This is a genomic window from Bacillus multifaciens (genome assembly GCF_030756675.1).
Lineage (GTDB): Bacteria > Bacillota > Bacilli > Bacillales > Bacillaceae_G > Bacillus_A > Bacillus_A multifaciens.
Genome location: NZ_JAVBXD010000029.1, coordinates 39,572 through 63,245 on the forward strand (window position 1 = coordinate 39,572; position 23,674 = coordinate 63,245).

Sequence of the window (23,674 nt, forward strand, 5' to 3'; positions counted from 1 at the left end):
TCAAGCGAAAAATACCCAAAATTTTCGGTCTGGGGGGTATTAAAAGATCTTAACCCGATGGGCATGAGAAGGTACCCCATAGCTTTCTTTATTAGTGTCAGTAACTACTCCTTAATATAAAAATCCTTTGTTTTTACAAATAATACTCAAACATTTTTGCAATCTTTTCTTTCATTTTTTCTTTTATAGATAATTGATTGACGTCAGAGGATGTTACTGGCTTTGAATCTTGTAAGTCTGCATTAATGACTGGCTTTGTTTTCGAAATATAGACAGGGTCATGGATATAACAGTTCATTTCTTCATTTAAATGAAACGAGCGCGAATCAAAATTCACGGTCCCAACCATCAATACTTTTTCATCAATCAAAAATACTTTACCGTGTAACACTCCCTTTTTATAACCATATACTTCTATTCCCTGTTTTAATGCTTTTCGGATATATGGATACGCTGCTTCTTTAACTAACAGTGCATCCGAATGAGGTGAGAACAGAATTTTGACACGGACTCCCCTCTTTCTTGCATCTACTAATGCGTTCCAAATAGTTTTGTCCTTTGGTATAAAATAAGGTGTTAATATAATGATGGATTCTTTTGCTTGTTGAAACAGCATTGCATAATCTTGCCCAAGTTTTTCTCCGCTATAATATGCTGTAAATCGATGCGAGGTTGCTCCCTTTTCCTTTATCGCACTGTGTATCGGAATCGATTTCTCTGAGTTTTTCTTCCAGTCTAACACAAATTGGTGTTCTAGATCTTGAACTCCTTCTCCTCGTATTTGAAGGTGATAATCTCTCCAGTAACCAAGTTTTTCTTTTTCCCCTAAGTACTTCTTGCCAATGTTAAATCCGCCAATGTATCCAATTTTTCCATCAATAACTGAAATACGACGATGATTCCGATGATCCAAAGAAGAAGAAAAATAAGGGAAAGTAGGCTTATTGTAATACGTAAAATGCACGCCTCTTTTAACTAATAATTCTCTTTCCTTCTTCTTTAGTAAAACTCCACCTAGCCTGTCCACAGCATAGTATACTTCTACACCTTCCTGACTTTTTTGCCTCAATAACTCTAGAAACTGATGACTTACTTTATCATCAGCAATAGAGAAAAAGTTAATATACACGTAATGTTTTGCTTTCTTTATATCTGAGAATAATTGATTGTTTAACTGTTTCCCGTCTGTATACATAGTAATATCACTTTGACGAATAGGGTATTGGCTAGGCTTCTGGTCAAATCTCCCACTTTTTTCAGCTGTTGTTCTGTCAATTTCAGCCCAGACAAGCAAAACAAAACATCCGCCGATAAATACAAAGAGGAGTACTCGGAAAATTCCCCTTATCTTTTTCAGCATATTTAATCTCCTTTATATATTATCGTTTTCTTTCTGTTAGTTTTTGTTATCGGGACAAAACTATTCCATATCCATCCATGAAGCTAATCTTTACCATAGAATATGTAAGTCAATTATATTCTTACATGGTAGATTTTCCTTATAAATATTTCATTCAAATCAAGTTAACACCACTTAACGATATTCCATGTATCTATTGGTTAAAAAAAGTCCTCCTTCAAATAATTAACTGTAAAATTTCTCATTCACATAACTCTAATTTAAGGTTATTATTTTTGATAACCCTAAAATTGGAAATCGTACTATAATAACAAAATAGGCATTCTATATTTTGAAGTACATTTACAAGGAGGAAATACTACATGACAGTAAGCACTAAACTTAAACAAACTATCGCTGGATTAAAGAGTGCTCAAGCATGCCTAGAAGGATTTGTTCTTGATACTGATAACCAGCAAGCAAAACAATTATATAAAGGTGCAGCACAACAAACTCAAGAAATTATTGAATCTTTAAATCCTCGTCTTCAGCAAATTGAACAAGAAGAGCCTCAGTACCAGTAATAACATATACCTTTCACATAGAATATCGCCCACATGGAAGAGTGCTTAGCTTAGCTTAGATAATGATTATCAAAATGATGATTACAATTAAAGGGTCTCACCACATCAATATCAAGATAAGAAAAGCAAGTATTCCAAAACAAAAAAATGTACATTTTCATCTGAAGATGCACATTTTTTCGTTTTGGGTGTGTTTTCAAATGCTTAAGTTGATAGGCATGGGACGGTAGCCCAATTAAAGTTTTTTAAACCTAATTGGACTTACCATTAAGAAAGCGAGGATTAAGGTAATCCATGCATTGCTATATGAAAACAACCCCATACCAGCCAATGGTAATCCAGCAGCTGGAATAGGTAATCCCTTAAAATATCCAATGGTTGGTTTAACACTAAATTTAGCTAATCTTAAAGCACCCATCGTTGGGAAAAGGATAAATGCCAAAGAAGTTAAAATAGATGGTGCCGCTATCGAATAGAATAGAAGTGCAGGAGCAACTCCGAAACTAACAATATCAGCTAAGGAATCCAATTCTACGCCAAACTCACTATTCACTTTTAATTTTCTTGCAATCCTTCCATCAAAAAAATCTAAAACAGCCGAAAAGAAAATAAAAATGGAGGCGGCTTCCAAAAAGTCGTTCATATTTAAGGTGATTGAAAAAACACCGCACAATAAATTTCCAATCGTAAATAAATTAGGTACAGATTTTACTATCCAATTGAACAAAGTTGTCCCCCCTAAGTTGATCAAACTTACTATTTATGTAGCATTTTCAATATATTCTTCCGTTATTCTTTAAAAATCATGACTAGTGTACGCTAAGCAAATTCGACAAGAAAATCGGACCAATTGCCCTTAAAGCTGCATTGCCTAAAGGAAGATCGAGCTTATTTCATTTTTTATCGTATTTTCATCATTAATGAAAATCATCTTACTCTACTCACAGCTTCACTTACAAACATATGTCTAATTTTGTTTATAAACATCCGCCGCCAACTCTTGTAATAAAGACTCGTCCATTACTTCAAAATAACTGTCCTTCTTCTCTAATACTCCTTTATCACAAAGAATATTTAATGTTCGCAGCAAATGCCGATAGCTTGTCCCTAATAGCTCCGATATTTCCGTTAAATTCCCTTGAAATACCATTATTTTCTTTTCAATTTCAACACTTTCACTTGTCGCAAGAATATAACTCGCTAATCGATTCTCAAGTGGATAAAGTAAATTAATGGAACTATTTTGGGCAAGTCTTGCGAGTTTATGAGCTAAAGAATCACAAATAAAACTTAAAAAGGTTGCATCATGAAGTAAACGTTTTCTAATTTTCTCTAATGGGATTCCAATGCAATAGGAGTCCTCTATCACTTGCACATTGGAAAACGTTTTTTGAGAACGAACTAATTCTACATCTCCCATGACTTCAAACCCATTATAAAAAGTTAATAATAACGATTTACCATTACTTAACGTCGTATATACCTTTGCTTTCCCTTCTACAAAAAAGTAAAGATAATGAAGCGTTTCGTTTTCCCTACATATGTATTCATTCTTTTTAAATAACAATAGCTCCATCACAGACTTTATGCCCTGACTAAAAAAAGCTTCAATTTTATTCTTTTGAATATACTCATCTAATTTCTTCGAATCATATATTTTTTTCATAAATCCTCCAAATCCCCTCTTTACTATGACATATGTCATCATACACGATACTTCAATCATGGTAAATTTACCTTAAAATTGCAAGGGGGAAATACTATGTATAAATTACTTTCCGCATTTATTGGTGCTCTCATCGCACTGATGATTCCACTAAATGGTATCTTAGCAGAAGTTATAGGAAATTATAACGCTAGTGTTCTCATTCATACTGTTGGATTAATTGCGGTTATTATCATTTTATTAGTGGGTAAATTTAAACTTAAGATTTATAAAGGGATTCCGCTTTACTTATATAGCGCGGGAGCTATTGGGGTGTTCACTGTACTTTTTACAAATATGAGCTTTTCAGCACTCGGTGTATCCTTAACAATCGCTTTAGGCTTACTCGGTCAGGCTATTACTTCTATTGTCATCGACCATTTCGGCTTATTAGAAATGAAAGTTGTGAAGTTTGAAAAAAAGAAATTGGTTGGCTTACTTCTGATCGCTTCTGGAATTATTGTTATGAATATTTATTAATGGAGGAGAAATAATGTTATACATTTGTATTGCCATTTTAGCTGGCTGTTCTATTGTAATCGCACGGGTGATTAACGCAAATTTAGCAACGCAAATTGGAATTTTCCAAGGTACTTTTTTCAACTATATTACTGGTCTCGCTTTTTCGTTGTTATTTTTAGTTTTTAGTAATGAATCTTTTAACATGTCCTACACAACATTGCAGTCCATACCGTTTCTTGCCTATTTAGGTGGATTAGTAGGTGTTGTAGTAATTGGATTATCGAACTATATTATTCCTAAAATATCTTCCTTCTATTTGACATTACTCATTTTTATCGGTCAATTAGGTATGGGCATTATCCTTGATTTTTTCAGTTCACATGAAATATCGATTGGTAAGATAGTCGGCGGTTTATTAGTATTAATGGGACTCACATATAACTTGATTATAGATCGAACAGATTTATCTGTTCAAAGTAAGAAACAAGCCTATTGAGGCTTGTTTCTTATAAATTTAATTGCATATTATTTTCTAATAAATTCAACTTATAAATATCTAATTTCTCTTTCCACAATAGTTATTAAATTGAATAATAACAGGAAAATTTCCAGGAATTCTGATCATCTTATAAATCTCTTCTCTTAAAGATAGTTTGATTTTTCCATCTTTTTTGCACAATGATTGTAAAAAGAGGATTTATATAAGGCATAAAGAGAAAATACCTATTCGAGAAAAAGCAGTTTGTACAAATTAGTGCCTTTAAATTATTTACAAAGTTATGTAGAGAGAAAAAGATAAATCTACAGTTGTAATATTTAGTATATTTTTTAGTTTGATTTGCTTCTTTCTTTGCTTAAGATGAAATCAACTACTACCTTAGGAGCATCATCTTTAAGCCTGTAACCTTCACCGGATTCTTTTACTACAGAAACCTTATCTTTATCATTAATTAAAACGAAAAGAGTTTCTTTTGAACCGTTTTTAAAATTAACTTCCATTTCTATTGAAGATTTTTTTGCCTTTTCATCAAAACGAGATTTAATTGGTGTACCATCTTTTATAGTTTTGACAATATCTTTAATTAAGGATTCATTTGAAGTTAGAGACCTGCTTGTTATTAAATGACCATTATCCTTTTGTGATTTTAATATGTTTATATCTTCTATTTCGCTATCCTTTAGTAATTTTAATTCCACTTGTTGTTCATTCTCGTTTATTACTATAGATGATTTTGCTTCTTTAGAAGAACAACCGATTAAACTAAAAAGTAAAACCATTACAAAATAGTAGAAGTATTTTTGTTTATTATTTCTCATTTTAAAATTCCCTTCCTCCTCAAAATACCATTATATAGTTATATATACAATTTTATCCGTAATTAAATTAAAATGCATCTTATTTTTTTGATATTATTCCATCTTTTCCTTTTTTATCCTTATCAATAAAAATTTTCAGTGTTGTTGTTCTTTACTATAAAGACTCTCCATGCCCATCACCTTAAAAATTTCTTTGTTCCCTAAAACGAGAATTTTGCGTGTATTTAGTCTAGTACTGTAAGATATTTGATTTTAGCAGAACAAATTTTTTGTTCTCCTCCGCATAAATGAGGATGTTGGTATGTATATAATATTCTTAGTTCAAAAAAGATGATTTATATAGATATTAATCGAATTATGTATCGTTACGATAAATTAATTAAAGTGAGGTTTTTATTTCATGATTTGATTCATTACGGAAAAAGATGCAAAATCTTTTCTAAATTTACGCTAAAAAGTTGATGGGGAAACGGAATTTATGTTGTTTGAGGATGGAGAAAGATCTACTATAATTGAATAATAAAATTTTATCTAAATAATATCTTATTCTTCTAATTCAGCTATTTTTGTTGTTCAATATAGGCATTCCGAATTTCATAAGTATCTCCTGGTTTTATCTGATGCAAAATATCTTCAAGGCTAAGTAAAACATATAGAGATTGCTTTTTAACTGTCCCATTGTGAGCGTTATGCAAAATTGAACACTTATTTAGCGAAAGTGTTCTAGTTTTTCTTGACCAGGTCAAAATATGAAAACGATAGAGAGAGAGGAAATAAAATGAATATAGTGAACTTACGTCCTAAACAGCGGTCTAAGTATCGTATTATGCTAGGAACATGGTATTACTCTACAAAGAGGTACATCCAGTGGTTAGCAGACGGAAAAACATACGCAAAAACTTTACAACAAGAAAAGTTACCCTGTACAGCGATTCAGCACCGAACGATACTACTTCGTAAGCTCAAGGATGTAGATATGTGGTATCAACAGAATAAAGTTGTTAATTTAAAGATTGCCATTAAACAGCTAGATGGTATCGTCATTAGACCGGGAGAAATATTCTCTTACTGGCGTTTAATTGGTAAGCCTACTAGGAGAAAAGGGTATGTAGAAGGTATGGATACTGCACTATGGATCTTTTCAAGCAGGCATTGGAGGAGGGCTTTGTCAGCTCTCAAATTTAATATATTGGATGACCTTACATACACCACTGACAGTAACAGAGCGATATCGTCATAGCTTTGATGTCTTTCCTGATTCCAAGCGTACCCAACCATTTGGAAGCGGAGCAACTTGTTCCTATAACTATTTGGACTTACAAATTAAAAATGAAACGGACCAATCGTATCAACTTCACCTTTATATCACAGATACACATTTAGTTGGCGAATGGAGAACAACCTATCCGCAGCTTTTTCAATATGAAATTTACGAAAAAGAACACTCAATTCAACCTGCATACTGGGGTGGTTATATACGACATAATGTTATTCAACGTAGAGTATATAGCCAACAGAAACAGTTTGTAGAAGATCAATACGTAACGGAGAATCACGCTATAATGATGTACGAACCCTTATTAGCTTGTAATAACGAGGAAAGTGGAAATTAATATAGCACACCAGTAGTTTATCCGGTTCTGGTGCAAAAAATACATAATGTCATTGTGTACACTGAAATTATGTATAAAAAGTACGTCACTCTTTCTTGTTAATATAAAAGAATAGTAACGTGCTTTTAACTTCAAGAATAGTCTAAATCCTTAAGTTGATGGATGTGAGGCCCCGCCACATATCCATCAACTTAAGAAACACATTCTTCCCCAAAACGATAAAAATGAACTTCGGTGCTATAAAAAACAAAAAATTTCCATTTAGGGGGTACTTTAAAATCTTAGCTTGATAGGCATGTGTTGTGACCCCTTATAGCTTATTTATGTAATCCCTTTCCCTTAAACTCTTTCCAAATTTCTTCTATGAAAAGATTTGGATGACGGTAATTAGCACGATGTAAAAGGTCTATATATTCAGAGTTATTTTTGAAAAAACGAGAAGAATATGCTTGTCTGAACGTTACGTTTGTAGCAGTTTTAAATTTTGGATCGGCAAAAATTAGTTCTTTTAACTGCTGTACTTCTTTATCAGTCTTTGCACGGCGATTCATTTTAATTTCTTCTAGTGTTTCCTCTGGTATTTCCTGTATCGCTGATTCAATAATATCTTCCAATGTTTCTTCATAAATAGAAGAGTCATCATCTTTAATGGTATGGTTATAAAATAGGAATCCGTCCTTTATATAATACATTAATAAACTATATGGTTTATTAAAATCGATATCTTTTATTGTTTTATTATGTTTAGCGATTTTCAATCTTATCTGTGATTGTATTATTTCTTCATATTCTTCGTACATACACTGATCTTCATCAGAAATAATATAGTTTTCCTCATATTCAAACTCATATTCAAAGAATAATAATTTGTTTTCTACATGAACTTGAAATTCTAGGAAATCTTTTAAATTTGGTATTTCTATTTTGTTGATTTCTGAATCCAAATCTACTTTTCCCTCGATAAGAAAAAAACCCATATCTTGAGCTTCTTTTTTCAATTCATTTGGTAATAATACATGCCTCTCCATAAATCCCCCTCCTAAATTATTTTCATATTTTGCTCTAAACTATGTATCATCACAAATTAATTTTCATATTTATCGATTCTCAAGTGGAGTAGAATCAGGAAAATGTGGATCTAACTACGATAAGGGGTATTGCCCCATCACCATCAAGCTAAAAAGAACGAGTTAACCCAAAACAATAAAAACAAGCAAAATGTACAATTTTTTCGTTCTGGGGGAATTATGAGATATTAACTTTATGGTTATGGGGCATGTCACCGTAACAATAAAAATATTTTCTAAGATACATTCTCAAATTATTTTGCTTGAACTCATTGTTCATCTACTGATGAAAGCGAATTCTCTTTTATTAAGAAATGAATAATCGGCAACACTAAGAAACTAGCAAATGCACACATTATGCTAATAGCTAAAAATGTGTGCCCGTCTATCAATAACCAAGAAGCTCCCGCGGATGCAAACATCATTCCAATGTACATCGCTGAGCTATTCAGAACCATTACGGTACGTACCTCTTACTTTTGAACTTAATTCTGAAATTAAAACTGTTAATGAAGATTGTCCAAAACCAATTGCTGTACTCCATATTATGTGTACAATCACCGCAAATATTACATGTTCAGATAACAAAGTGAAACTAATAACTCCAACTGCAGCGATACTAAGCCAAATGCTGAATCCTTTGACAAGCATTTCAATGACCACCTTATTCTCCCTACGGATGTTAATACTACCCTTTTATGTGTCTTTTGATATTTAGCAAAGCTAACCGTACAACAGAAATAGTGGTAAAGTGATATATAAATCCCCCTATATTGTAAGAGGCTAAACAACTGAAAGCAATGAAAGAGACCGTTGATAACAGTCTCTTTCATTACGATTTTACTTCACTCATTAAAGCATGTGTATTACCTTCTGTATCTTTAAAGAATGTCATCCATGTTTCTAATTGTCCCATTTTTGCTACAATATGTGGTTCATCGATAAAAACAATTTCCTTGCTTAATAGATCTTCATAAGTCTCTTTTATTTTTTCAACTTGAAAATAAATGACTGAACTAGATTGAGCAAATTCCTCTTTTTCTGGAAGGCTTAAAAAGAGATGCAACCCGTTACATTCAAAGAATGCCATAGTGTCAGTATTAAATAGAAGTAATAACCCTAGTTTTTCTTTGTAAAAATTAATTGCTCTATCTAGATCTTTAACTGGTACCCCAATTTGTCCAACTTTCTGAATCATAGTAGTTTCCAATGAGAATTCCCCTTTCAAATATTATTTCATTCTAAGAATATACAATTAAACTTAGTTTTTCTTATCCAAAATCACCTTTTTTCGAAATTCAATAGGAGAAATCCCAACATGCTGTTTAAACATTTTGCTAAAAGATACAGGATTTTGTAATCCTAGTTCAAATGTTATATCAGTCATATTGAAATCTAGTTGTGTTAAAAGCTTTTTCGCTTTTCGAATTCTAAACTCTGATATATGCTGATGAGGTGTCTTACCATATATTTGTGAATATGTTCTTAATAAATGGTTTGGCGATAAACAAGCAATTTGGGCAATTTCATTCAATTTAATTGGTCTATCATAATAAGCCCTTATATATTCATGTGCGATACTAATCCTTCTATACAATTCTTCTCTTGTAGAATTACGTATTGCTCTTAATGATTCAACTTCTTTCCATGCGTCAAGATGTTCAAATAGAATGATTTGCATTAACTTATGAAATTGTTCTTCATAACCAACGGGATCATTCTTAAGAATAAATAAGTTCTCTTTAAATTTTGTTATTTGAGACAATAGAAATTTACTTGTATCATAAGTTTTTTCAAAGAATCCGATATCGCTCTTATCCTTAAAAGGATCGCTAAGAAGTCTATTATTTGATTCACTTAATGAGTTTAAAATTCCCTCTGCAAATCCCTCTCTAAAAAAGATACAAAAAGAATCTACTTCCTTTTTTTCATCAATTGAAATAGTATATGATCCTTCATTTAGAAGTAAATATCTACTTTCCTCGACAGCAAAAAAACCTTTACTAGTCTTGTAATGTGCTTTTCCGTTAGAAAATGTTTTAATAGATAATTGACCGTTCCCTTTCCAATAAAACTGCTTACTTTTTGCATGTAAAGCAAAATTAGTAGAATCCATATAATTCATAACACCGTCTCCGTAAGAATGCAATTTTAATTTTCGAATAATTCAATTATACATAATAATGGAAGTTTAGCAAAAATCCTTTTACTCTCCTCACCAATCCCTTACAGACCAATTATTGTATAGTAAACATGAGAAAGGAGCGATCCTTACGACCACTCCTTTCCACTTTATATTTTTTAAACTATGATTTTACTTATTTATTTCCAGATTTCATTTGCCCATTCAGGATGATCAATAAATGGATTCCGGTTATGTTGATACTTTGTATAGATAATTTCATTACGTTTTCGCTCAAAAGCATCAACGGGATCTTGTTCATTCCATTTTAGTAAAACAGATAGCTTTCCCATATTGGGAGCTTTGTTATTGTTTACTTTATCATTTAGTTCCAAATCTACTTCACCGTTATCCCCTTCATAACGAACAGCCATGTAAAATAGCATTCTAGCAATATCACCTTTTACACTATCACGAGGCTCCCAAGAATCACTATCATATTTACATTCTGTTGCTTCTGAATGATTCACACCACCGTTATCAAAATCCAAATTTCCACGTGAGCTATTTACAGATACATCTGTAGCTCTTAGATGATGAAGATCCGTTCCAGGCCCTGCAGCCGTCCCAAAATTACCGTGGGATTTCGCCCAAACATGCTCTCGGTTCCAATTATCGACTCCTGAACCATTTGTAAATTTCCCTTGCGAACGCCCTGTATATAAGAGAAGTACATTATTTTTATTATTTGGATCTTCATCAGTATCTCTTAGCGCTTCCCAAACTGCACTGTATGATATCTTTGCATGATTATCAATAATATTATGAAGTTCCTTTTTTAACTCTAAGCCCGTTTTCCCCTTCATGCTATTATAATATGTATCATCATAATTAGTTGAAGTTGCCCCTTGATTTACTTTTGAAGACGTAGAAACACCTTCACCATACACGGTATCTGTAAATGATAAGGATGCAGAACCTAAAATAAAAAATGAAGAAATAGTAAAGATAGCAAGTTTTGTATTTCGAAACATCATATACACAAATCCCCTTTAAAATTTAATTTTCACTCATTAACAAAAATAATTCTTTCCAAAAAATGTAAACGGTTTCACATTTAAGTAAGACTACTCGTCTACATGAAAAATATAATTTAATAATAACCCATATTTTTCAATTTAGTTATGCAATTATACATATTTGGTTACTAGTTAAAAACCTTCAGAGAAAACCACACAACAAAATGCTTAGCATCTAGAACCAAAATAATAAAGGTTGATTTTAGAGTTACTTTTTGTTTTCTTCACTTTTTTTCGGTATTTTGCAACTAGATGATAAATCCATTGACCACGGTAAGACGTTATCAATTTCCTCTTTATTGATTAAATCGATATTGGGAAGCGTTTCAAACAAATAACGAAGATAATGATAGGGACTTAAATTGTTCTCTTCTGCAGTTTCAACTTTGAACACCGCACTTTCCTTTCATTATCTCAGCCAATTTACAACATCTTCAGCAACTTCATTAGGTCTATCCCAGTGCATTAAATGCTCCGTTTCTTTATACAACTTAGTCGTTATATCAATATGTTTCTTAAATTCAACAACTTGCAATTCTCTTATTTCTAAATAATTATGAGGAAGATCACAATACAATAGGAGTATGTCATTCTTGATCTTGTGCAACTTCAATGTTTTATAAACCGTATACTGAAATTTAATTACACCTCTAGCAGTATTACCAGTAGCATGCCATTTCACTTTCCCATCTTCTTCTCGCATTAAATCATAAACAGCACTTTCTATCAATGGTGACCATCTGCTGTAAACCATTTTTTCTGATTGGATGAATGCTTCTTTACTGTCAAAAATATATTCATCAAAATCTTTTTCATAATGGGTGATTTCTTCTTCTAATGATCGCGGTGGACACTCTCCTTCTTTTGCATCTTTATATAGCTTTGCAAAATAATTCTTATTCATCTCACCATGATGATAACCGCCATCTAAAAGAACCATTTTACGAACCTTTTTAGGACATTCCGCTGCATAGTGAAGCGCAACGCTTGCTCCCCATGAATGTGCTAATATATGAAATGTTTCTTTTCCTATCTGCTCAAGTAATGCTACTACCCAATTTGTTAAATGGCATACACCGTAATCTTCATCTTTCTCAAAACTTGGTGTTTTCCCATGTCCAGGTAAATCAAACGATACAATATGATATTTATCTTTTAATAGTTCAGCTATCTCTATAAAACTTAATTTTGTACTTCCTAAACCATGAAAGCAAATAATTTGAGGGTTATTTCTATTTCCCCATTCACAGACACTTACTTTATAACCATTAAACTCTACAAAAAAGCAGTTCATTTTCTTCTCCTCTATTTCTAATAAAATTAACTAGCGCATAGGCATGTTTACGTCAATTTCCTCCCTTTCTATAACAATCGCCATCATACCTGTTTTTTGTATTTGTTTCGTAAATGCCAAGTAACTTCATACAATAAATATTGATTTTAGAGCTACAGTTGAAGAACTTGCAATTTCAATTTGTTATTAACTATGTTGTAATTACACAATAATCAATCTTGCATAATCAAACCATTTGGACGAAAACGACTCATCATGATTTCATCAACCAATTTACCGTTTGCCTTCAAATTTCCTTTCTTTATTCCCTCTTCTCGAAATCCAAACTTTTCATATAAAGATTTCGCACCGGGATTTGTTTCAAGAACACCAAGTTCCACTCTTTCAAGCATTAACCAGTTGTCTGTAAGATCGAGAACTTTTGTGAGTAATACTTTCCCAATGCCTTTATTATGATATTCACTATCTACACCCATAAATAGATCTCCTGCATGCGATCTCCGGCCTTGTCCTTGCGTTAAACCTACAAATCCAACAACATTACTATCAAACTCTGCAACAAATTCGAATTGATTAGGTCCTAAATTACGAATTCTATTTTCCATAGCATCTACTCGCATACTTGGCAGGAAAACCATATATGGCAAAACTGCATCTTGTATGCAAATCCGATGAATTGCGCTAGCATCTTGTATTTGAACGGGACGAATAGTTACTTCCATGACAACATCTCCTTCAATAAAAAATAACAGTATGTTGGAATATTCTACAAAACGTCCAAAGATTCCTATTTAGTCCTAACTCATCCTTTATATTTCTTGTCAAATTCGACATTTTTTTCTTTGGAATGAAGGAACATTATAGATACTGTCGAATAGTCTCTTTGATACACTATACGGTATTCTAATGTTTAATTGACGCAAAAAACAAAGAGATCGTTAGTTTTCACTCTTTGAAGGGAGGAAAATAATGACCAATAAATCTTTTTTACAAAATGTGAATTTGCTCATACAAATGCATGCCGATGGACTTCTTGGTGGTGAAATAATGCCTGAAGATGCTCTCATTGGTATTGTTCCAGAAAGCGAATTACCAAATGTGTTGACATTAGGAATGTCTTTAAATTATCAAAGAAATTCATATACCTTGTGGCAATCAATTGCTCAGGCATATCTTGATGATAATTCTAGATGGATTTTTAATCCGCATGTTGTGGCCAAGAGAGACCTAGAAGAATTACGTAATGTGTTACTTCATTACCGAGTAGCCTTACAACCTAATCGTCACCCTGAAATCTGGATACGAGTCTGTAAAGGAATTATTCAGTCGTCTCCCAAAGGTGATGTCTCAGGATTAATTGATTCTGTTCAATTCGACATTGCTTCTTTAAAAAACACCATGCAAATAAAACGGAAATCAGAATTCCCTTATCTTTCTGGACCGAAAATTTTCAATTATTGGCTATATGTTATGGAAACTTACGTAGGAATTGAATGGAAATCCCGTGAACTTATTACGATTGCTCCAGATACACACATTTTGAAAGCTAGCGTAAAATTAGGATTATGTTCTTCAGAGATTTTAAACGGGACTAATGAAGATCGTCAAATTGTAGCAGAAGCATGGGAAAAAGCACTAGCTGGTAGTGGACTTGCTCCCATCGATGTACATACTCCTTTATGGTTATGGAGTCGTGCTGGTTTCCCCTCACTTTCCGTCACCAAAATAGTCTGAAATTGAAAAAACAGTTATAAAAAAACAGTCACGACCAATCACAGGTTAGATTGTAAATACTACTGAATAGAGGAGAATGCGCATGTTACAAGATATAAAACTAGTACTATTTGATCTAGATAATACCCTCTTTTCATTTGATATCTATTATGCACACGCTACTAAAAATACTTTTTATAAATCTAGTATCACGAAACATTTATCATTTGAAAAGTTTTTCTCTCACTATCATCATTATGACCATCATTTTTGTAAATTGCACGATCAAGGACATATTTCCTTAGATGAAGTGAGGCAACAACGCCTCATTTATACACTTAAACATTTTGATCAAGAGATCAGTGTAGAAGAGGCGGATACCTATTTCAGTGAATTCTTTAATCAGTTCATCCACTTATTAAAACCAGCTGAAGCGGTCAATACATATCTCCATGAATTAAAGAAAACCTATCAAGTTGGTATTATCACAAATGGAAAAGTTTATGAACAACGAGCCAAACTCATAAAATTAAATCTACATAAGGTGTTTACTGATCAAGAAATCTTTATCTCAGAAGAAATGAGGGTTGAAAAACCGAAAAGTGAAGCCTTTCATATACCTCTCTCACATTATGGAATCGAGCCAAATAATGCAGTATACGTAGGCGATTCCTGGGAAAATGATGTAATCGGTGCGATTAATGCCGGCATATTCGCCATCTGGATTAATCCAAAGGGAAATAAACAGCCAAGTGAGCACAAACCGTTATATGTTGCAGAGAATATGATAACATTTAAAAATACTTGGATGTCATTGCAAACATGTAACATAGGAGACTGAAACAAAAACTAGTTTCAAAAGATGGTGAACTAAAATGAGTAAATTATTATTAACCTCAAACGGCTTCTTCACAGAACAAATCAAAAAACAATTTTTACAATTAATTGATAAAGAAATTAGTAATTTAAAAGTTTCAATCATAACTACGGCCTCTCTGCTCAAAGAAAACAATCAATATGCAAGAAAAGCAAAAAAAGATTTTATACAAATGGGATTTCATACGATTGATTTTACGGATATTGAATATGATGATCCGGAAACTCTTAGAAAATACGATGTTATTTATATTTGCGGAGGAAATCCATTTCATTTGTTATATCATATAAAAAAAAGCGGTTGTGACCTAATCTTAAAAAGTTTAGCAAACAAAAATGTTATCATAGTCGGAGTAAGTGCCGGGGCAGTTATTCTGGGTCCAAATATCAATATTGTAAATTACTTTACACCTCAAATAAATACCATAAATTTAAGAGATTTAACTGCATTAGGATTAACAGATACATATATTTTCCCTCATTATGATAGAGAGGATTTATTTGCTAATAATGCTGAAAAAACAATTGAAGATAGAATAGTGGCTTTTGAAACTTTAAATAAATGTAATGTTGTAAGAGTCTCAGATAACCAGTCTATTTTATTCAAAACTTAAAGCGGAAGCGCTTCAAAATTTGAATTTAGAAAATGTGTACATGCTGGACGATATAAGAAAAAAGGAAACCAAAATGAATGAAAAATTGTAAGTTTTAAATAAATAGCGATAATCAAAACAGAAAAACCAATAAGAAGTGCCACATAATCAAGAAACTGCATTTCCGTTCTATAGTACCAAGTTCGTTTCTCCTTTTTTCCGAAACCTCGTAAATCCATAGCATTCGAAACAGTATCAATTCGATCCAATGAATTGACTACAAGCGGCCAAAAAATCGTCACTCGATTTTTAATGCGTTGAAAAAGAGTTGCTTCTCCTTTATGAAACGGAATCCCCCGTGCTTCTTGCGCATGTTTAATGAGTTCGTATTCTGCTTGTATGCTCGGAATATAGCGCAGTGCAATATTAATTGCATAGGTAATTTTATATGGTAGTCCAATTTTACTTAAGCTACTAGCAAATTGACTTGGGTGTGTTGTGTAAATGAAAATAAGTGTAAACGGGAATAAGGTAAAATATTTTAATGATAATGTCATTGTATAAAAAAGAGTTTCGAGTGTAATAGTCGCATAACCAATGTGAAGAAGTGGTGTATATGTACCAGCTAGCTCCGATCCATGTGTTGGGGTAATAAATAAAATCATAGTGGAATTCAGAATACTAAATGTGGAAATAACAGTAAAAATAAGTACTATCCTACGCGATGGAATTTTAGCGATACCTACCAGTATGCAGCCAATTAGAAATAGAAATAATAAAATACGAAAATCAAAAAACAGGAATGTAAGAATCATCCATATAATAAATAGGATGAGCTTTACAGCACCATCCATACGGTGGAAATATGATTCATCTTTCATGTATAATGTCCCCATCTTACTCACGACGGTTCCTCCTTCTTGCTTCCATATAAGATTGAACAAATAGCTGTGGAATTGGTATGTTCCCATGTTTCGCTAGACGGGTAAGTGAGCTCTCGCGGAGGTTTGCACGTTTTAAAACATGCTCATTGGCTAACACGGTAGTTACCGCATCATCTGCAATGATTTCGCCATTATGTAAGACAATCGCGCGATTGGCGTATTCTAACGCTAAGTTCATGTCATGTGTAATCAATAAAAAGGAAATTCCATATTTCGCTAATTCCCCTATAAAATTCATAAACTCTTTGTAGTGAAAATAATCTTGTCCTGCAGTAGGTTCATCTAAAATAATAAGTTTGGGGCTTGTAACGAGAATCGAGGCTATCGTTAGACGCTTTTTTTGTCCATAACTTAATGCTTGTACTGGCCAATTTCGAAATGGATACAAACCGCAAATTTGTAATGCATGTTCCACTTTTTTATGTATTTCTTCTGAAGTATTCTTCAATTTTAAAACAAAAGCGGCTTCTTCCCATACTGTCGCCTGTGTAATCATATGGTTAGGGTTTTGCATCACATAAGCGACCACCTCTCCCCGCTTTCGGATTGACCATCTTTTCATATCCGTTCCTTCTAAAAGAATTCTACCTTGCTGAGTTTTTTTCATTCCCGTCATGATATGAGCAAGTGTTGATTTTCCAGCACCGTTGTTTCCTAAAAGAGCGAGGACTTCTCCTTTGTATATAGACATACATATATCCTTTAATGCAAAATTTCTATTTGGATATGAAAACGATATATTCTCTATGTTACATATCCATTTGTTTTCGAATCTTTCTGTATGTATCGGATTTTGTGACATCCATTTTGATAGCTTTTCGTGTAAAATATGAGAATTAACTTTTTTTATCGGATAAACTTCTTCATTTAAAAGTGAATATTCCAATGTTTTTAATGCTTCTACGTATACAGGCTCCCTTAGCCCTGCATTTTGTAAAACATTTGTTTGTAAGAGTTCAAGCGGTGTTTTGATTGCAACGATACGACCATTTTCTAAAACAATAATTTTATCCAAATCAAGATCGAGTATTTCTTCAATACGATGCTCAATAATGATAATTGTTTTATTCGTTTGTCTATGAATTTTTTTCATAAGTTGAACTGCTTTTTCACTGCTTACAGGATCTAAATTCGCTAAAGGTTCATCAAACAGCAAAATCTCAGTATTTGTAGCTAGTACGCCCGCAAGCGAAACGGATTGTTTTTGTCCTCCTGATAAATCGTGAGGGCTATATGAATGAAACTTATTCATGTCCACCTCTTCAAGTGAACGTTCTACAATTTGCTTCATCTCCTCTTGCCCCGTGCAATCATTTTCCATCGCAAACGCAACGTCTTCTTCAACCGTTAATCCGATAAATTGAGAATCTTGATCTTGCAGAATCGTTCCTACATGTTGACTTAGCTTAAATATACTCGTATGTCTAGGATCTATACCACACACAGAAAGATCCCCTGTACTTGTCCCTTCATAAGAAAAAGGAATGAGCCCATTGATACAATGAGCTAAGGTAGATTTTCCCGATCCGCTTCGCCCAGCAATTAACACTTTTTCACCAGGATAAATGTGAAAGGTAATATCCTGTATCGTCGGTTCAGCTACGCTTTTATATTGAAATGTGAATTTTTCAAACGAAACTATCGGTTTCATATTCATAATCCTATTTCTCAACTTTTAATTGTGAATTCTTTTTATTCGCCTTCGCAAGTCCTAACACAATTGGTAAGCCTAGGATGAAAAATACGAGAACATCCGCGATAAGTGCACCGCCTACTTGAATAGCAATTTTATCAAACGGTTCGCCCATAATGAAAATGTCAAATAAACCAGCAAAGAGGATCCCTAAAAAAATACCAATTACACCCATAATAGAAAGGTGAACAATATCTCCCTTACTATACATACCATTTTTCACACTAAATGCAGGACGCTTTTGGACAAATCCCATAAATAAACCAATGATTCCTGAGCTTAACACCCAGCCCCACCAAATGCCCCAGCCAGCAATAGCATCTGTAATTGTATGACCGATAAGTCCAATTAATAAAGCTGCAATTGGTCCAAAGATAGCACCGAAAATCGTTAATAAAGCAAGTGCTGGTTTAATAAAAGTATTCGGCGCAATAGAAAATCCCCATAATCCTAATACCCCGTATATTGCTGAACCAATTCCAATTGCTACAACTAGTTTTGTAGAAAGATTTTGATTCATTAATATTCTCCCTCCCATTATGTAAACCTACTCTAAATAACCTCTATCTTTTGTATGGGTGCTATCAGTTTTATATGCTGCAGCAACGTAAATTATGCTTATATGTACCGTTTCATAACGACTATAGCCCAAAACACTCAATTACTTTGCTTGTTTTCTAGAGTTACAATTTTTCTTTTGAAAATCCAAACTTTTTAAATTGTTTATCAAAACTCAAGAATTCTTGAGAAATAAATTATTTGAATTTTCAGTATTCTAATAGTAGAAACTTAATGGTACTATAAATCTACTGTTTTTAAATTTTTTGTTAGGGGGAAGGAATGATGAAGAAAAAAAGTCTAGCGTTCATGTTAGCAACTGGAATGGCAGTGACAACGTTCGGGGGGACAAGCTCTGCCTTTGCAGATTCAAAAAACGTACTTTCCACAAAGAAATACAATGAGACTACTCAGTCTCCCGAGTTTGTATCAGGAAACCTAACAAGCGAATCAGAAAAGAAAGCAGAATCTATTGTATTTGATTATTTAAACGCTGCTAAAAAAGATTATAAACTAGACGAAAAAAATGCAGAAGAATCTTTTAAAGTACAAAAGATTGTAAAAGACCCTATTGGAGAAGCAACCGTCGTCCGCCTACAGCAAATGTACGAAGGTGTACCAGTATGGGGATTTACTCAAGTAGCTCAAGTTGGGAAAGATGGTGTATTAAAGGTTGTATCGGGAACAGTTGCACCTGATTTAAATAAAAAAGAGAAATTGAAAAATAAAAATAAAATTGACGGAAAGCAAGCAATTGCAGCTGCACAAAAAGATTTAGGGCTAAATCCCAAATATGAAGTAGAGCCGTCAGCGGACTTATATGTTTATCAAAATAGTGAGGAAACAACATACGCATATGTTGTGAAACTAAATTTCTTAGATCCAGAGCCAGGAAACTACTATTATTTCATTGAAGCTGATAGTGGTAAAGTATTGAATAAATACAATACAATTCATAATGCTAATACTGAGAATAACGCACCAATTAAACCAGTAACAGGAACAAATAAAGTTGGGACAGGTAAAGGCGTTTTAGGCGATACAAAGTCTATTAATACAACATTATCTGGATCTAGCTATTATTTACAAGACAATACACGCGGCGCGGTAATTTACACATATAATGGAAACAACCGGACAAGATTACCAGGAACGTTATGGGCAGATAGCGATAATATTTTTAATGCGACCCGTGATGCAGCGGCAGTGGATGCACATTATTATGCAGGTGTAACATATGATTATTATAAGAAAACCTTTAACCGCAATTCTTATAACGATGCTGGTGCACCGTTAAAATCGACGGTTCATTATGGAAAAAATTATAACAATGCTTTCTGGAATGGATCACAAATGGTGTACGGTGATGGTGATGGATATACATTCATTCCATTATCAGGAAGTGCAGATGTTATCGGACATGAGTTAACACATGCCGTTACAGAATATAGTTCAAACCTTATTTATCAAAATGAGTCTGGTGCATTAAATGAAGCTATTTCAGATATTTTTGGTACGTTAGTAGAATACTATGATAACCGCAATCCAGATTGGGAAGTTGGAGAAGATATTTATACCCCTGGTACAGCTGGGGATGCGCTTCGTTCGATGAGCGATCCAACAAAATATGGTGACCCAGATCATTATTCTAAACGTTATACAGGTACAAGTGATAATGGCGGCGTTCATACAAATAGCGGTATTATCAATAAAGCTGCTTACTTATTAGCAAATGGCAGTACACATTATGGTGTAACAGTGAATGGTATCGGCAAAGATAAAGTAGGGGCAATTTACTATCGTGCAAATACAGTATACTTAACTGAATCAGCAACTTTCAGTCAAGCGCGTGCTGCCTTAATACAAGCAGCAGCTGATTTATACGGCGCAAACTCTGCAGAAGTGGCAGCCGTGAAGCAATCGTATGATGCAGTTGGTGTAAAATAGGTACCACTCCCCTTTATATAGTTAAAGAGGCTGTTCCGAATGTTTCACTTTTGGAACAGCCTCTTTGCTTTCGTACAGAATATCATATAAAACTCCATAATCTATTACAAACTTAGTCACTTTGAAATCTCATTCACTAATGTACTATTACATAAATGCTAATTACCACTATGTACACTACACTTTTATTAAAAAATAAAACCTTTTCTTGATTTTATCGGATACCTTCAAATGCATAAAAAGCCTGTATGTTTTCCTTATCACAATTCATTTTTAGCATCTCAAATAAAGACGGCATCAATTCCTTTACGGCTTCACTATGTGCCCATCTAACTTCTATAATATCATTATCTGGATCATTAATGTTTATTTCACCATCAATAACCCTTGCATAAAAAGTAATGATTAAAGCATGATGACCTCTTTCCTCAAAGAGCATTTCCCTAACAGAATGTAATCCACCTACAGCAATATTATATCCTGTTTCCTCTTTTACTTCGCGAATTACAGCCTGTTCTAATGTCTCTTCTCCTTCAACCGCTCCGCCTGGAAGCCCCCAATAAAAAGAATCCCCTTTCCTATTTTTAACTATTAGTATATTTTCATTACTATCATAAATGAAAGCTGAAACTACATTCACTCTTTTCAAAAATAACCCCTCCTTTGAAACTTATTTTATAATAACGACTAAATCGATTATACTAGAAGCAAAATTAAGAATGAAAACTCCCGCCACTTATCTCCCTCGGATCTTGAAGTGGGGGTTTCTCATGTATCATCTTCAAGAGATGCTTAACACAAGTGGAGTTGACACAGCTGCCAGATGGCACAACCCCTCTATTCCATCGGCAAATGCCTTTGGAACTGCTTTTTTTAAAATGTTATAGGCACCATTCACATCAGCGTTCAGTAGCTTGTTCTCTTTCGTACGATACAAGCCGCGTTTGAGACGTTTCCCACTGAATACAAGGATGTCTTCCTCACCGTAAATTGGAATCGTATCATTGTCTAGAAAGGATGCCTTGCTTGTATACGATTCTTCCACCACTTTTACCATGATACCTTGCCTCTTCGCCTTGTAGTTGATCATTTCAATGAGTAGATTATGTGGGATATGGCAAAAGGATTGATTCTGTCGTTTTCCCATCTCGCTGTTTTGTTTCCATGCTGTATTTTTCCCAATCATAATCGTAGAAATTTCCTGTTGAATCGCAAACTGAACAATATGATAACTCATTTTATGAAAGAGATCCTTTATTTTGAGAAACCGTTTCTCATGAAGCCTCTCTAAACGTTTTGATGTGTGAGGTCCTTCTTTTGGTTCTTTTCCATGACGAAGAATGCCCAGTAAATGCGCCTTTTGTTTGTTGTAGTATTGATTAATGCTTTTGATCACATTGCCCTTTACTAGCACAGGAGTAGCCCCTGTATTCGTTACGATGGTTGCAATGTTATGGATTCCTAAATCAATACTCATGTAACGGTTGTTGTAAACATGCTTAGGTGATGGCTCAAACTGTTCTGTCACAATTTCTACCTTAAACTTCCCATAAGCAGAAGAAACACGGACCTCTTTTAGATTTTGGATCTGTCCGAACAATTTACCGATATTTAATTTGATACTTGTCTTTGGAAAACGAATATACTTATCTTGGAGTTTACATACTTGATTTGTGAATACAACTTCTCTCATAGATAATTTGATATAGTTTGGAATACGAGGTTTACCAGTAAAAGCAAAAGGATGTGTTTTGTATTTTTTCATGGCACAAAAAAATGAATCCCAGTTTTGATAAAGCTTTCTCATAACGGCTTGATTCACTTGTGATGGTAGGTTTATATAGTCTTGTTGCTTCATTGTTTTAAACAAACAATCTAGGAAGTTATAGGATAGGAAGGATCTCTCTTTTGTCGGTAACGTATACAGATTACACTTGATTTCTTTCCGTTCTTCTACCGGCTTTTCTTTCTGCTTTTGTAATTTTTTTTGATACGAACGAAGTTGATTTTCATTCATGATTTCAATATATGCTTGTAATGTATGGAGAACTTCTTGTTGAAGTGGCTGTAATGACTTCTCTGTTCGTAAGGCCGTATATACTTGGCGAATGTAGAAGTTTGTTGTGTTATAGAGATTTTTTGCATTTTGACACATTTCTAGGAAGTAAGGATATAATTTATGCCCTTTTTTGATCCAAATTTGATAAGTTGTATATTCTTTCTTCATCATTTTCACCTCCTTCTTTTCTTTATGATATTACAAAACAGTAGAAAAGAACGCACATTCGTGTTAATATGAAAATATTTTTATGAATATACCGGCAATTCATCTCCACCTTAAACTTGGCTATACCTTGAACGTTTTGAAGATGGAGTTTTCTTGCACATTTTCCGATAAAGGTTAGGTTTATTAATATTGAAGTTATTTTTAAGAGTATTAAGTTCCTCTATAGTAGTGAATAAGAAAAGCAGTATTTCGATAAGAGCAGCCCTGTTCATCAAATCATTGGTTAGCTAAATAATTATTGGGTATTCATCACAACGGTGTAGGAGTATTAATTTGTTCATCAAAATTTAATTCTAAAAGTTGCCCAGCGTGAACCAAACCAGATCCAAAACCGTACATAAGAACTCGATCGCCATTTTTGACTTTTCCCTCACGGATTCCAAGGTCAAGAGCTAAAGGAATTGTTGCAGCAGAGGTATTTCCAAAGTTGATTAAGCTATAAAGGGTTTTCTCCAATGGGTATTCTAATTTTTCGCAAATC

The 23,674-nt window shown here is 33.5% G+C and carries 25 protein-coding genes and 2 pseudogenes; 8 read left to right on the forward strand and 19 right to left on the reverse strand.

Annotation, left to right across the window (positions count from 1 at the left end; all coding sequences use genetic code 11):
* Positions 1-133: 133 nt before the first annotated feature.
* Positions 134-1,360, reverse strand: coding sequence for a phospholipase D-like domain-containing protein (locus Q9306_RS17335; protein WP_306200711.1), 1,227 nt, complete (start codon positions 1,358-1,360; stop codon positions 134-136).
* Positions 1,361-1,722: 362 nt separating this feature from the next.
* On the opposite strand from Q9306_RS17335, the gene Q9306_RS17340 reads away from it, so the two are divergent.
* Complete coding sequence (locus tag Q9306_RS17340) at positions 1,723-1,923, forward strand: DUF1657 domain-containing protein (RefSeq protein ID WP_306200713.1); 201 nt, start codon at positions 1,723-1,725, stop codon at positions 1,921-1,923.
* Between the two features lie 235 nt (positions 1,924-2,158).
* On the opposite strand, the gene pssA is transcribed toward Q9306_RS17340, so the two are convergent.
* Together pssA and yeiL are read right to left on the reverse strand one after the other, a co-directional pair.
* Positions 2,159-2,650: a CDP-diacylglycerol--serine O-phosphatidyltransferase gene (gene pssA, locus Q9306_RS17345; protein WP_306200715.1), complete on the reverse strand. Its 492-nt coding sequence runs from the start codon at positions 2,648-2,650 to the stop codon at positions 2,159-2,161.
* Positions 2,651-2,890: 240 nt separating this feature from the next.
* Positions 2,891-3,589, reverse strand: a complete 699-nt coding sequence (gene yeiL / locus Q9306_RS17350; protein WP_306200717.1) for a transcriptional regulator YeiL — start codon at positions 3,587-3,589, stop codon at positions 2,891-2,893.
* Positions 3,590-3,685: 96 nt separating this feature from the next.
* Here yeiL and Q9306_RS17355 point away from each other — a divergent pair, with 96 nt between their 5' ends.
* Positions 3,686-4,108, forward strand: a complete 423-nt coding sequence (locus Q9306_RS17355; protein WP_306200719.1) for a DMT family transporter — start codon at positions 3,686-3,688, stop codon at positions 4,106-4,108.
* A 13-nt stretch (positions 4,109-4,121) separates the two neighbouring features.
* Positions 4,122-4,586 (forward strand): DMT family transporter, encoded by a 465-nt coding sequence (locus tag Q9306_RS17360; RefSeq protein ID WP_306200721.1) that lies wholly within the window; start codon positions 4,122-4,124, stop codon positions 4,584-4,586.
* A 332-nt stretch (positions 4,587-4,918) separates the two neighbouring features.
* Here Q9306_RS17360 and Q9306_RS17365 read toward each other — a convergent pair whose 3' ends face one another.
* Positions 4,919-5,407 (reverse strand): hypothetical protein, encoded by a 489-nt coding sequence (locus Q9306_RS17365; RefSeq protein WP_306200723.1) that lies wholly within the window; start codon positions 5,405-5,407, stop codon positions 4,919-4,921.
* 778 nt (positions 5,408-6,185) lie between these two features.
* Between Q9306_RS17365 and Q9306_RS17370 the strand changes: the two are divergent.
* Positions 6,186-7,020: pseudogene (locus Q9306_RS17370) on the forward strand (VanW family protein).
* 317 nt (positions 7,021-7,337) lie between these two features.
* Here Q9306_RS17370 and Q9306_RS17375 read toward each other — a convergent pair.
* From Q9306_RS17375 to Q9306_RS17415, 9 genes and pseudogenes are all read right to left on the reverse strand, one after another.
* Positions 7,338-8,048, reverse strand: a complete 711-nt coding sequence (locus tag Q9306_RS17375) for a hypothetical protein (protein WP_306200725.1) — start codon at positions 8,046-8,048, stop codon at positions 7,338-7,340.
* A 308-nt stretch (positions 8,049-8,356) separates the two neighbouring features.
* A complete protein-coding gene (locus Q9306_RS17380; RefSeq protein WP_306200727.1) occupies positions 8,357-8,545 on the reverse strand; it encodes a hypothetical protein in 189 nt (62 codons plus the stop codon).
* Positions 8,532-8,738: a hypothetical protein gene (locus tag Q9306_RS17385; RefSeq protein WP_306200729.1), complete on the reverse strand. Its 207-nt coding sequence runs from the start codon at positions 8,736-8,738 to the stop codon at positions 8,532-8,534. Before Q9306_RS17385 ends, Q9306_RS17380 begins: the two co-directional genes overlap by 14 nt.
* A gap of 181 nt (positions 8,739-8,919) precedes the next feature.
* Positions 8,920-9,297, reverse strand: coding sequence for a VOC family protein (locus Q9306_RS17390; protein ID WP_306200731.1), 378 nt, complete (start codon positions 9,295-9,297; stop codon positions 8,920-8,922).
* A gap of 51 nt (positions 9,298-9,348) precedes the next feature.
* Complete coding sequence (locus Q9306_RS17395) at positions 9,349-10,212, reverse strand: helix-turn-helix domain-containing protein (RefSeq protein WP_306200733.1); 864 nt, start codon at positions 10,210-10,212, stop codon at positions 9,349-9,351.
* Between the two features lie 197 nt (positions 10,213-10,409).
* A complete protein-coding gene (locus Q9306_RS17400; protein ID WP_306200735.1) occupies positions 10,410-11,246 on the reverse strand; it encodes an endonuclease I family protein in 837 nt (278 codons plus the stop codon).
* 250 nt (positions 11,247-11,496) lie between these two features.
* Positions 11,497-11,673, reverse strand: a pseudogene (locus Q9306_RS17405) (transposase domain-containing protein); the annotation flags it as partial.
* A 24-nt stretch (positions 11,674-11,697) separates the two neighbouring features.
* Positions 11,698-12,582, reverse strand: coding sequence for an alpha/beta fold hydrolase (locus Q9306_RS17410; RefSeq protein WP_306200739.1), 885 nt, complete (start codon positions 12,580-12,582; stop codon positions 11,698-11,700).
* Positions 12,583-12,794: 212 nt separating this feature from the next.
* The gene (locus tag Q9306_RS17415) at positions 12,795-13,304 is read right to left on the reverse strand and encodes a GNAT family N-acetyltransferase (protein WP_306200741.1); all 510 of its coding nucleotides are present in this window, start codon (positions 13,302-13,304) and stop codon (positions 12,795-12,797) included.
* A 247-nt stretch (positions 13,305-13,551) separates the two neighbouring features.
* Between Q9306_RS17415 and Q9306_RS17420 the strand changes: the two genes are divergently transcribed.
* The 3 genes from Q9306_RS17420 to Q9306_RS17430 all read left to right on the forward strand — a co-directional run bounded on the left by Q9306_RS17420 (position 13,552) and on the right by Q9306_RS17430 (position 15,785).
* Positions 13,552-14,316, forward strand: a complete 765-nt coding sequence (locus Q9306_RS17420; protein ID WP_306200743.1) for a hypothetical protein — start codon at positions 13,552-13,554, stop codon at positions 14,314-14,316.
* Positions 14,317-14,398: 82 nt separating this feature from the next.
* The gene (locus tag Q9306_RS17425; protein ID WP_306200745.1) at positions 14,399-15,136 is read left to right on the forward strand and encodes an HAD family hydrolase; all 738 of its coding nucleotides are present in this window, start codon (positions 14,399-14,401) and stop codon (positions 15,134-15,136) included.
* 34 nt (positions 15,137-15,170) lie between these two features.
* Complete coding sequence (locus Q9306_RS17430; protein WP_306200747.1) at positions 15,171-15,785, forward strand: Type 1 glutamine amidotransferase-like domain-containing protein; 615 nt, start codon at positions 15,171-15,173, stop codon at positions 15,783-15,785.
* Here the strand turns inward: Q9306_RS17430 and Q9306_RS17435 are convergent.
* The 3 genes from Q9306_RS17435 to Q9306_RS17445 are packed head-to-tail and all read right to left on the reverse strand — an operon-like array spanning position 15,782 to position 18,921.
* Positions 15,782-16,660, reverse strand: coding sequence for an energy-coupling factor transporter transmembrane component T family protein (locus Q9306_RS17435; protein WP_306200761.1), 879 nt, complete (start codon positions 16,658-16,660; stop codon positions 15,782-15,784). The two genes, Q9306_RS17430 and Q9306_RS17435, sit on opposite strands and share 4 nt — an antisense overlap.
* A 1-nt stretch (position 16,661) precedes the next feature.
* Positions 16,662-18,359: an energy-coupling factor transporter ATPase gene (locus tag Q9306_RS17440; protein ID WP_306200749.1), complete on the reverse strand. Its 1,698-nt coding sequence runs from the start codon at positions 18,357-18,359 to the stop codon at positions 16,662-16,664.
* A gap of 10 nt (positions 18,360-18,369) precedes the next feature.
* Complete coding sequence (locus Q9306_RS17445) at positions 18,370-18,921, reverse strand: ECF-type riboflavin transporter substrate-binding protein (RefSeq protein ID WP_306200751.1); 552 nt, start codon at positions 18,919-18,921, stop codon at positions 18,370-18,372.
* A gap of 323 nt (positions 18,922-19,244) precedes the next feature.
* Between Q9306_RS17445 and Q9306_RS17450 the strand changes: the two genes are divergently transcribed.
* Positions 19,245-20,906: a M4 family metallopeptidase gene (locus Q9306_RS17450; protein WP_306200753.1), complete on the forward strand. Its 1,662-nt coding sequence runs from the start codon at positions 19,245-19,247 to the stop codon at positions 20,904-20,906.
* A gap of 214 nt (positions 20,907-21,120) precedes the next feature.
* Here the strand turns inward: Q9306_RS17450 and Q9306_RS17455 are convergent, their stop codons facing one another.
* From Q9306_RS17455 to Q9306_RS17465, 3 genes are all read right to left on the reverse strand, one after another.
* The gene (locus tag Q9306_RS17455; RefSeq protein WP_306200763.1) at positions 21,121-21,546 is read right to left on the reverse strand and encodes an NUDIX domain-containing protein; all 426 of its coding nucleotides are present in this window, start codon (positions 21,544-21,546) and stop codon (positions 21,121-21,123) included.
* Positions 21,547-21,687: 141 nt separating this feature from the next.
* Entirely contained in the window at positions 21,688-23,136 is a 1,449-nt protein-coding gene (locus tag Q9306_RS17460; RefSeq protein WP_371932397.1) for an RNA-guided endonuclease InsQ/TnpB family protein, read from the reverse strand.
* 306 nt (positions 23,137-23,442) lie between these two features.
* On the reverse strand, positions 23,443-23,674 hold a 232-nt coding region (locus Q9306_RS17465), incomplete at its 5' end, for a 3-oxoacyl-[acyl-carrier-protein] synthase III C-terminal domain-containing protein (RefSeq protein ID WP_306200757.1).

Coding starts and splice junctions, on each gene's coding strand:
- Q9306_RS17335 (WP_306200711.1), bottom strand. CDS start 1,360: ATGCTGAAAAAGATAAGGGGAATTTTCCGAGTACTCCTCTTTGTATTT.
- Q9306_RS17340 (WP_306200713.1), top strand. CDS start 1,723: ATGACAGTAAGCACTAAACTTAAACAAACTATCGCTGGATTAAAGAGT.
- yeiL (WP_306200717.1), bottom strand. CDS start 3,589: ATGAAAAAAATATATGATTCGAAGAAATTAGATGAGTATATTCAAAAG.
- Q9306_RS17355 (WP_306200719.1), top strand. CDS start 3,686: ATGTATAAATTACTTTCCGCATTTATTGGTGCTCTCATCGCACTGATG.
- Q9306_RS17360 (WP_306200721.1), top strand. CDS start 4,122: ATGTTATACATTTGTATTGCCATTTTAGCTGGCTGTTCTATTGTAATC.
- Q9306_RS17365 (WP_306200723.1), bottom strand. CDS start 5,407: ATGAGAAATAATAAACAAAAATACTTCTACTATTTTGTAATGGTTTTA.
- Q9306_RS17375 (WP_306200725.1), bottom strand. CDS start 8,048: ATGGAGAGGCATGTATTATTACCAAATGAATTGAAAAAAGAAGCTCAA.
- Q9306_RS17380 (WP_306200727.1), bottom strand. CDS start 8,545: ATGGTTCTGAATAGCTCAGCGATGTACATTGGAATGATGTTTGCATCC.
- Q9306_RS17385 (WP_306200729.1), bottom strand. CDS start 8,738: ATGCTTGTCAAAGGATTCAGCATTTGGCTTAGTATCGCTGCAGTTGGA.
- Q9306_RS17395 (WP_306200733.1), bottom strand. CDS start 10,212: ATGAATTATATGGATTCTACTAATTTTGCTTTACATGCAAAAAGTAAG.
- Q9306_RS17400 (WP_306200735.1), bottom strand. CDS start 11,246: ATGATGTTTCGAAATACAAAACTTGCTATCTTTACTATTTCTTCATTT.
- Q9306_RS17410 (WP_306200739.1), bottom strand. CDS start 12,582: ATGAACTGCTTTTTTGTAGAGTTTAATGGTTATAAAGTAAGTGTCTGT.
- Q9306_RS17415 (WP_306200741.1), bottom strand. CDS start 13,304: ATGGAAGTAACTATTCGTCCCGTTCAAATACAAGATGCTAGCGCAATT.
- Q9306_RS17420 (WP_306200743.1), top strand. CDS start 13,552: ATGACCAATAAATCTTTTTTACAAAATGTGAATTTGCTCATACAAATG.
- Q9306_RS17425 (WP_306200745.1), top strand. CDS start 14,399: ATGTTACAAGATATAAAACTAGTACTATTTGATCTAGATAATACCCTC.
- Q9306_RS17430 (WP_306200747.1), top strand. CDS start 15,171: ATGAGTAAATTATTATTAACCTCAAACGGCTTCTTCACAGAACAAATC.
- Q9306_RS17435 (WP_306200761.1), bottom strand. CDS start 16,660: ATGGGGACATTATACATGAAAGATGAATCATATTTCCACCGTATGGAT.
- Q9306_RS17440 (WP_306200749.1), bottom strand. CDS start 18,359: ATGAAACCGATAGTTTCGTTTGAAAAATTCACATTTCAATATAAAAGC.
- Q9306_RS17445 (WP_306200751.1), bottom strand. CDS start 18,921: ATGAATCAAAATCTTTCTACAAAACTAGTTGTAGCAATTGGAATTGGT.
- Q9306_RS17450 (WP_306200753.1), top strand. CDS start 19,245: ATGAAGAAAAAAAGTCTAGCGTTCATGTTAGCAACTGGAATGGCAGTG.
- Q9306_RS17460 (WP_371932397.1), bottom strand. CDS start 23,136: ATGATGAAGAAAGAATATACAACTTATCAAATTTGGATCAAAAAAGGG.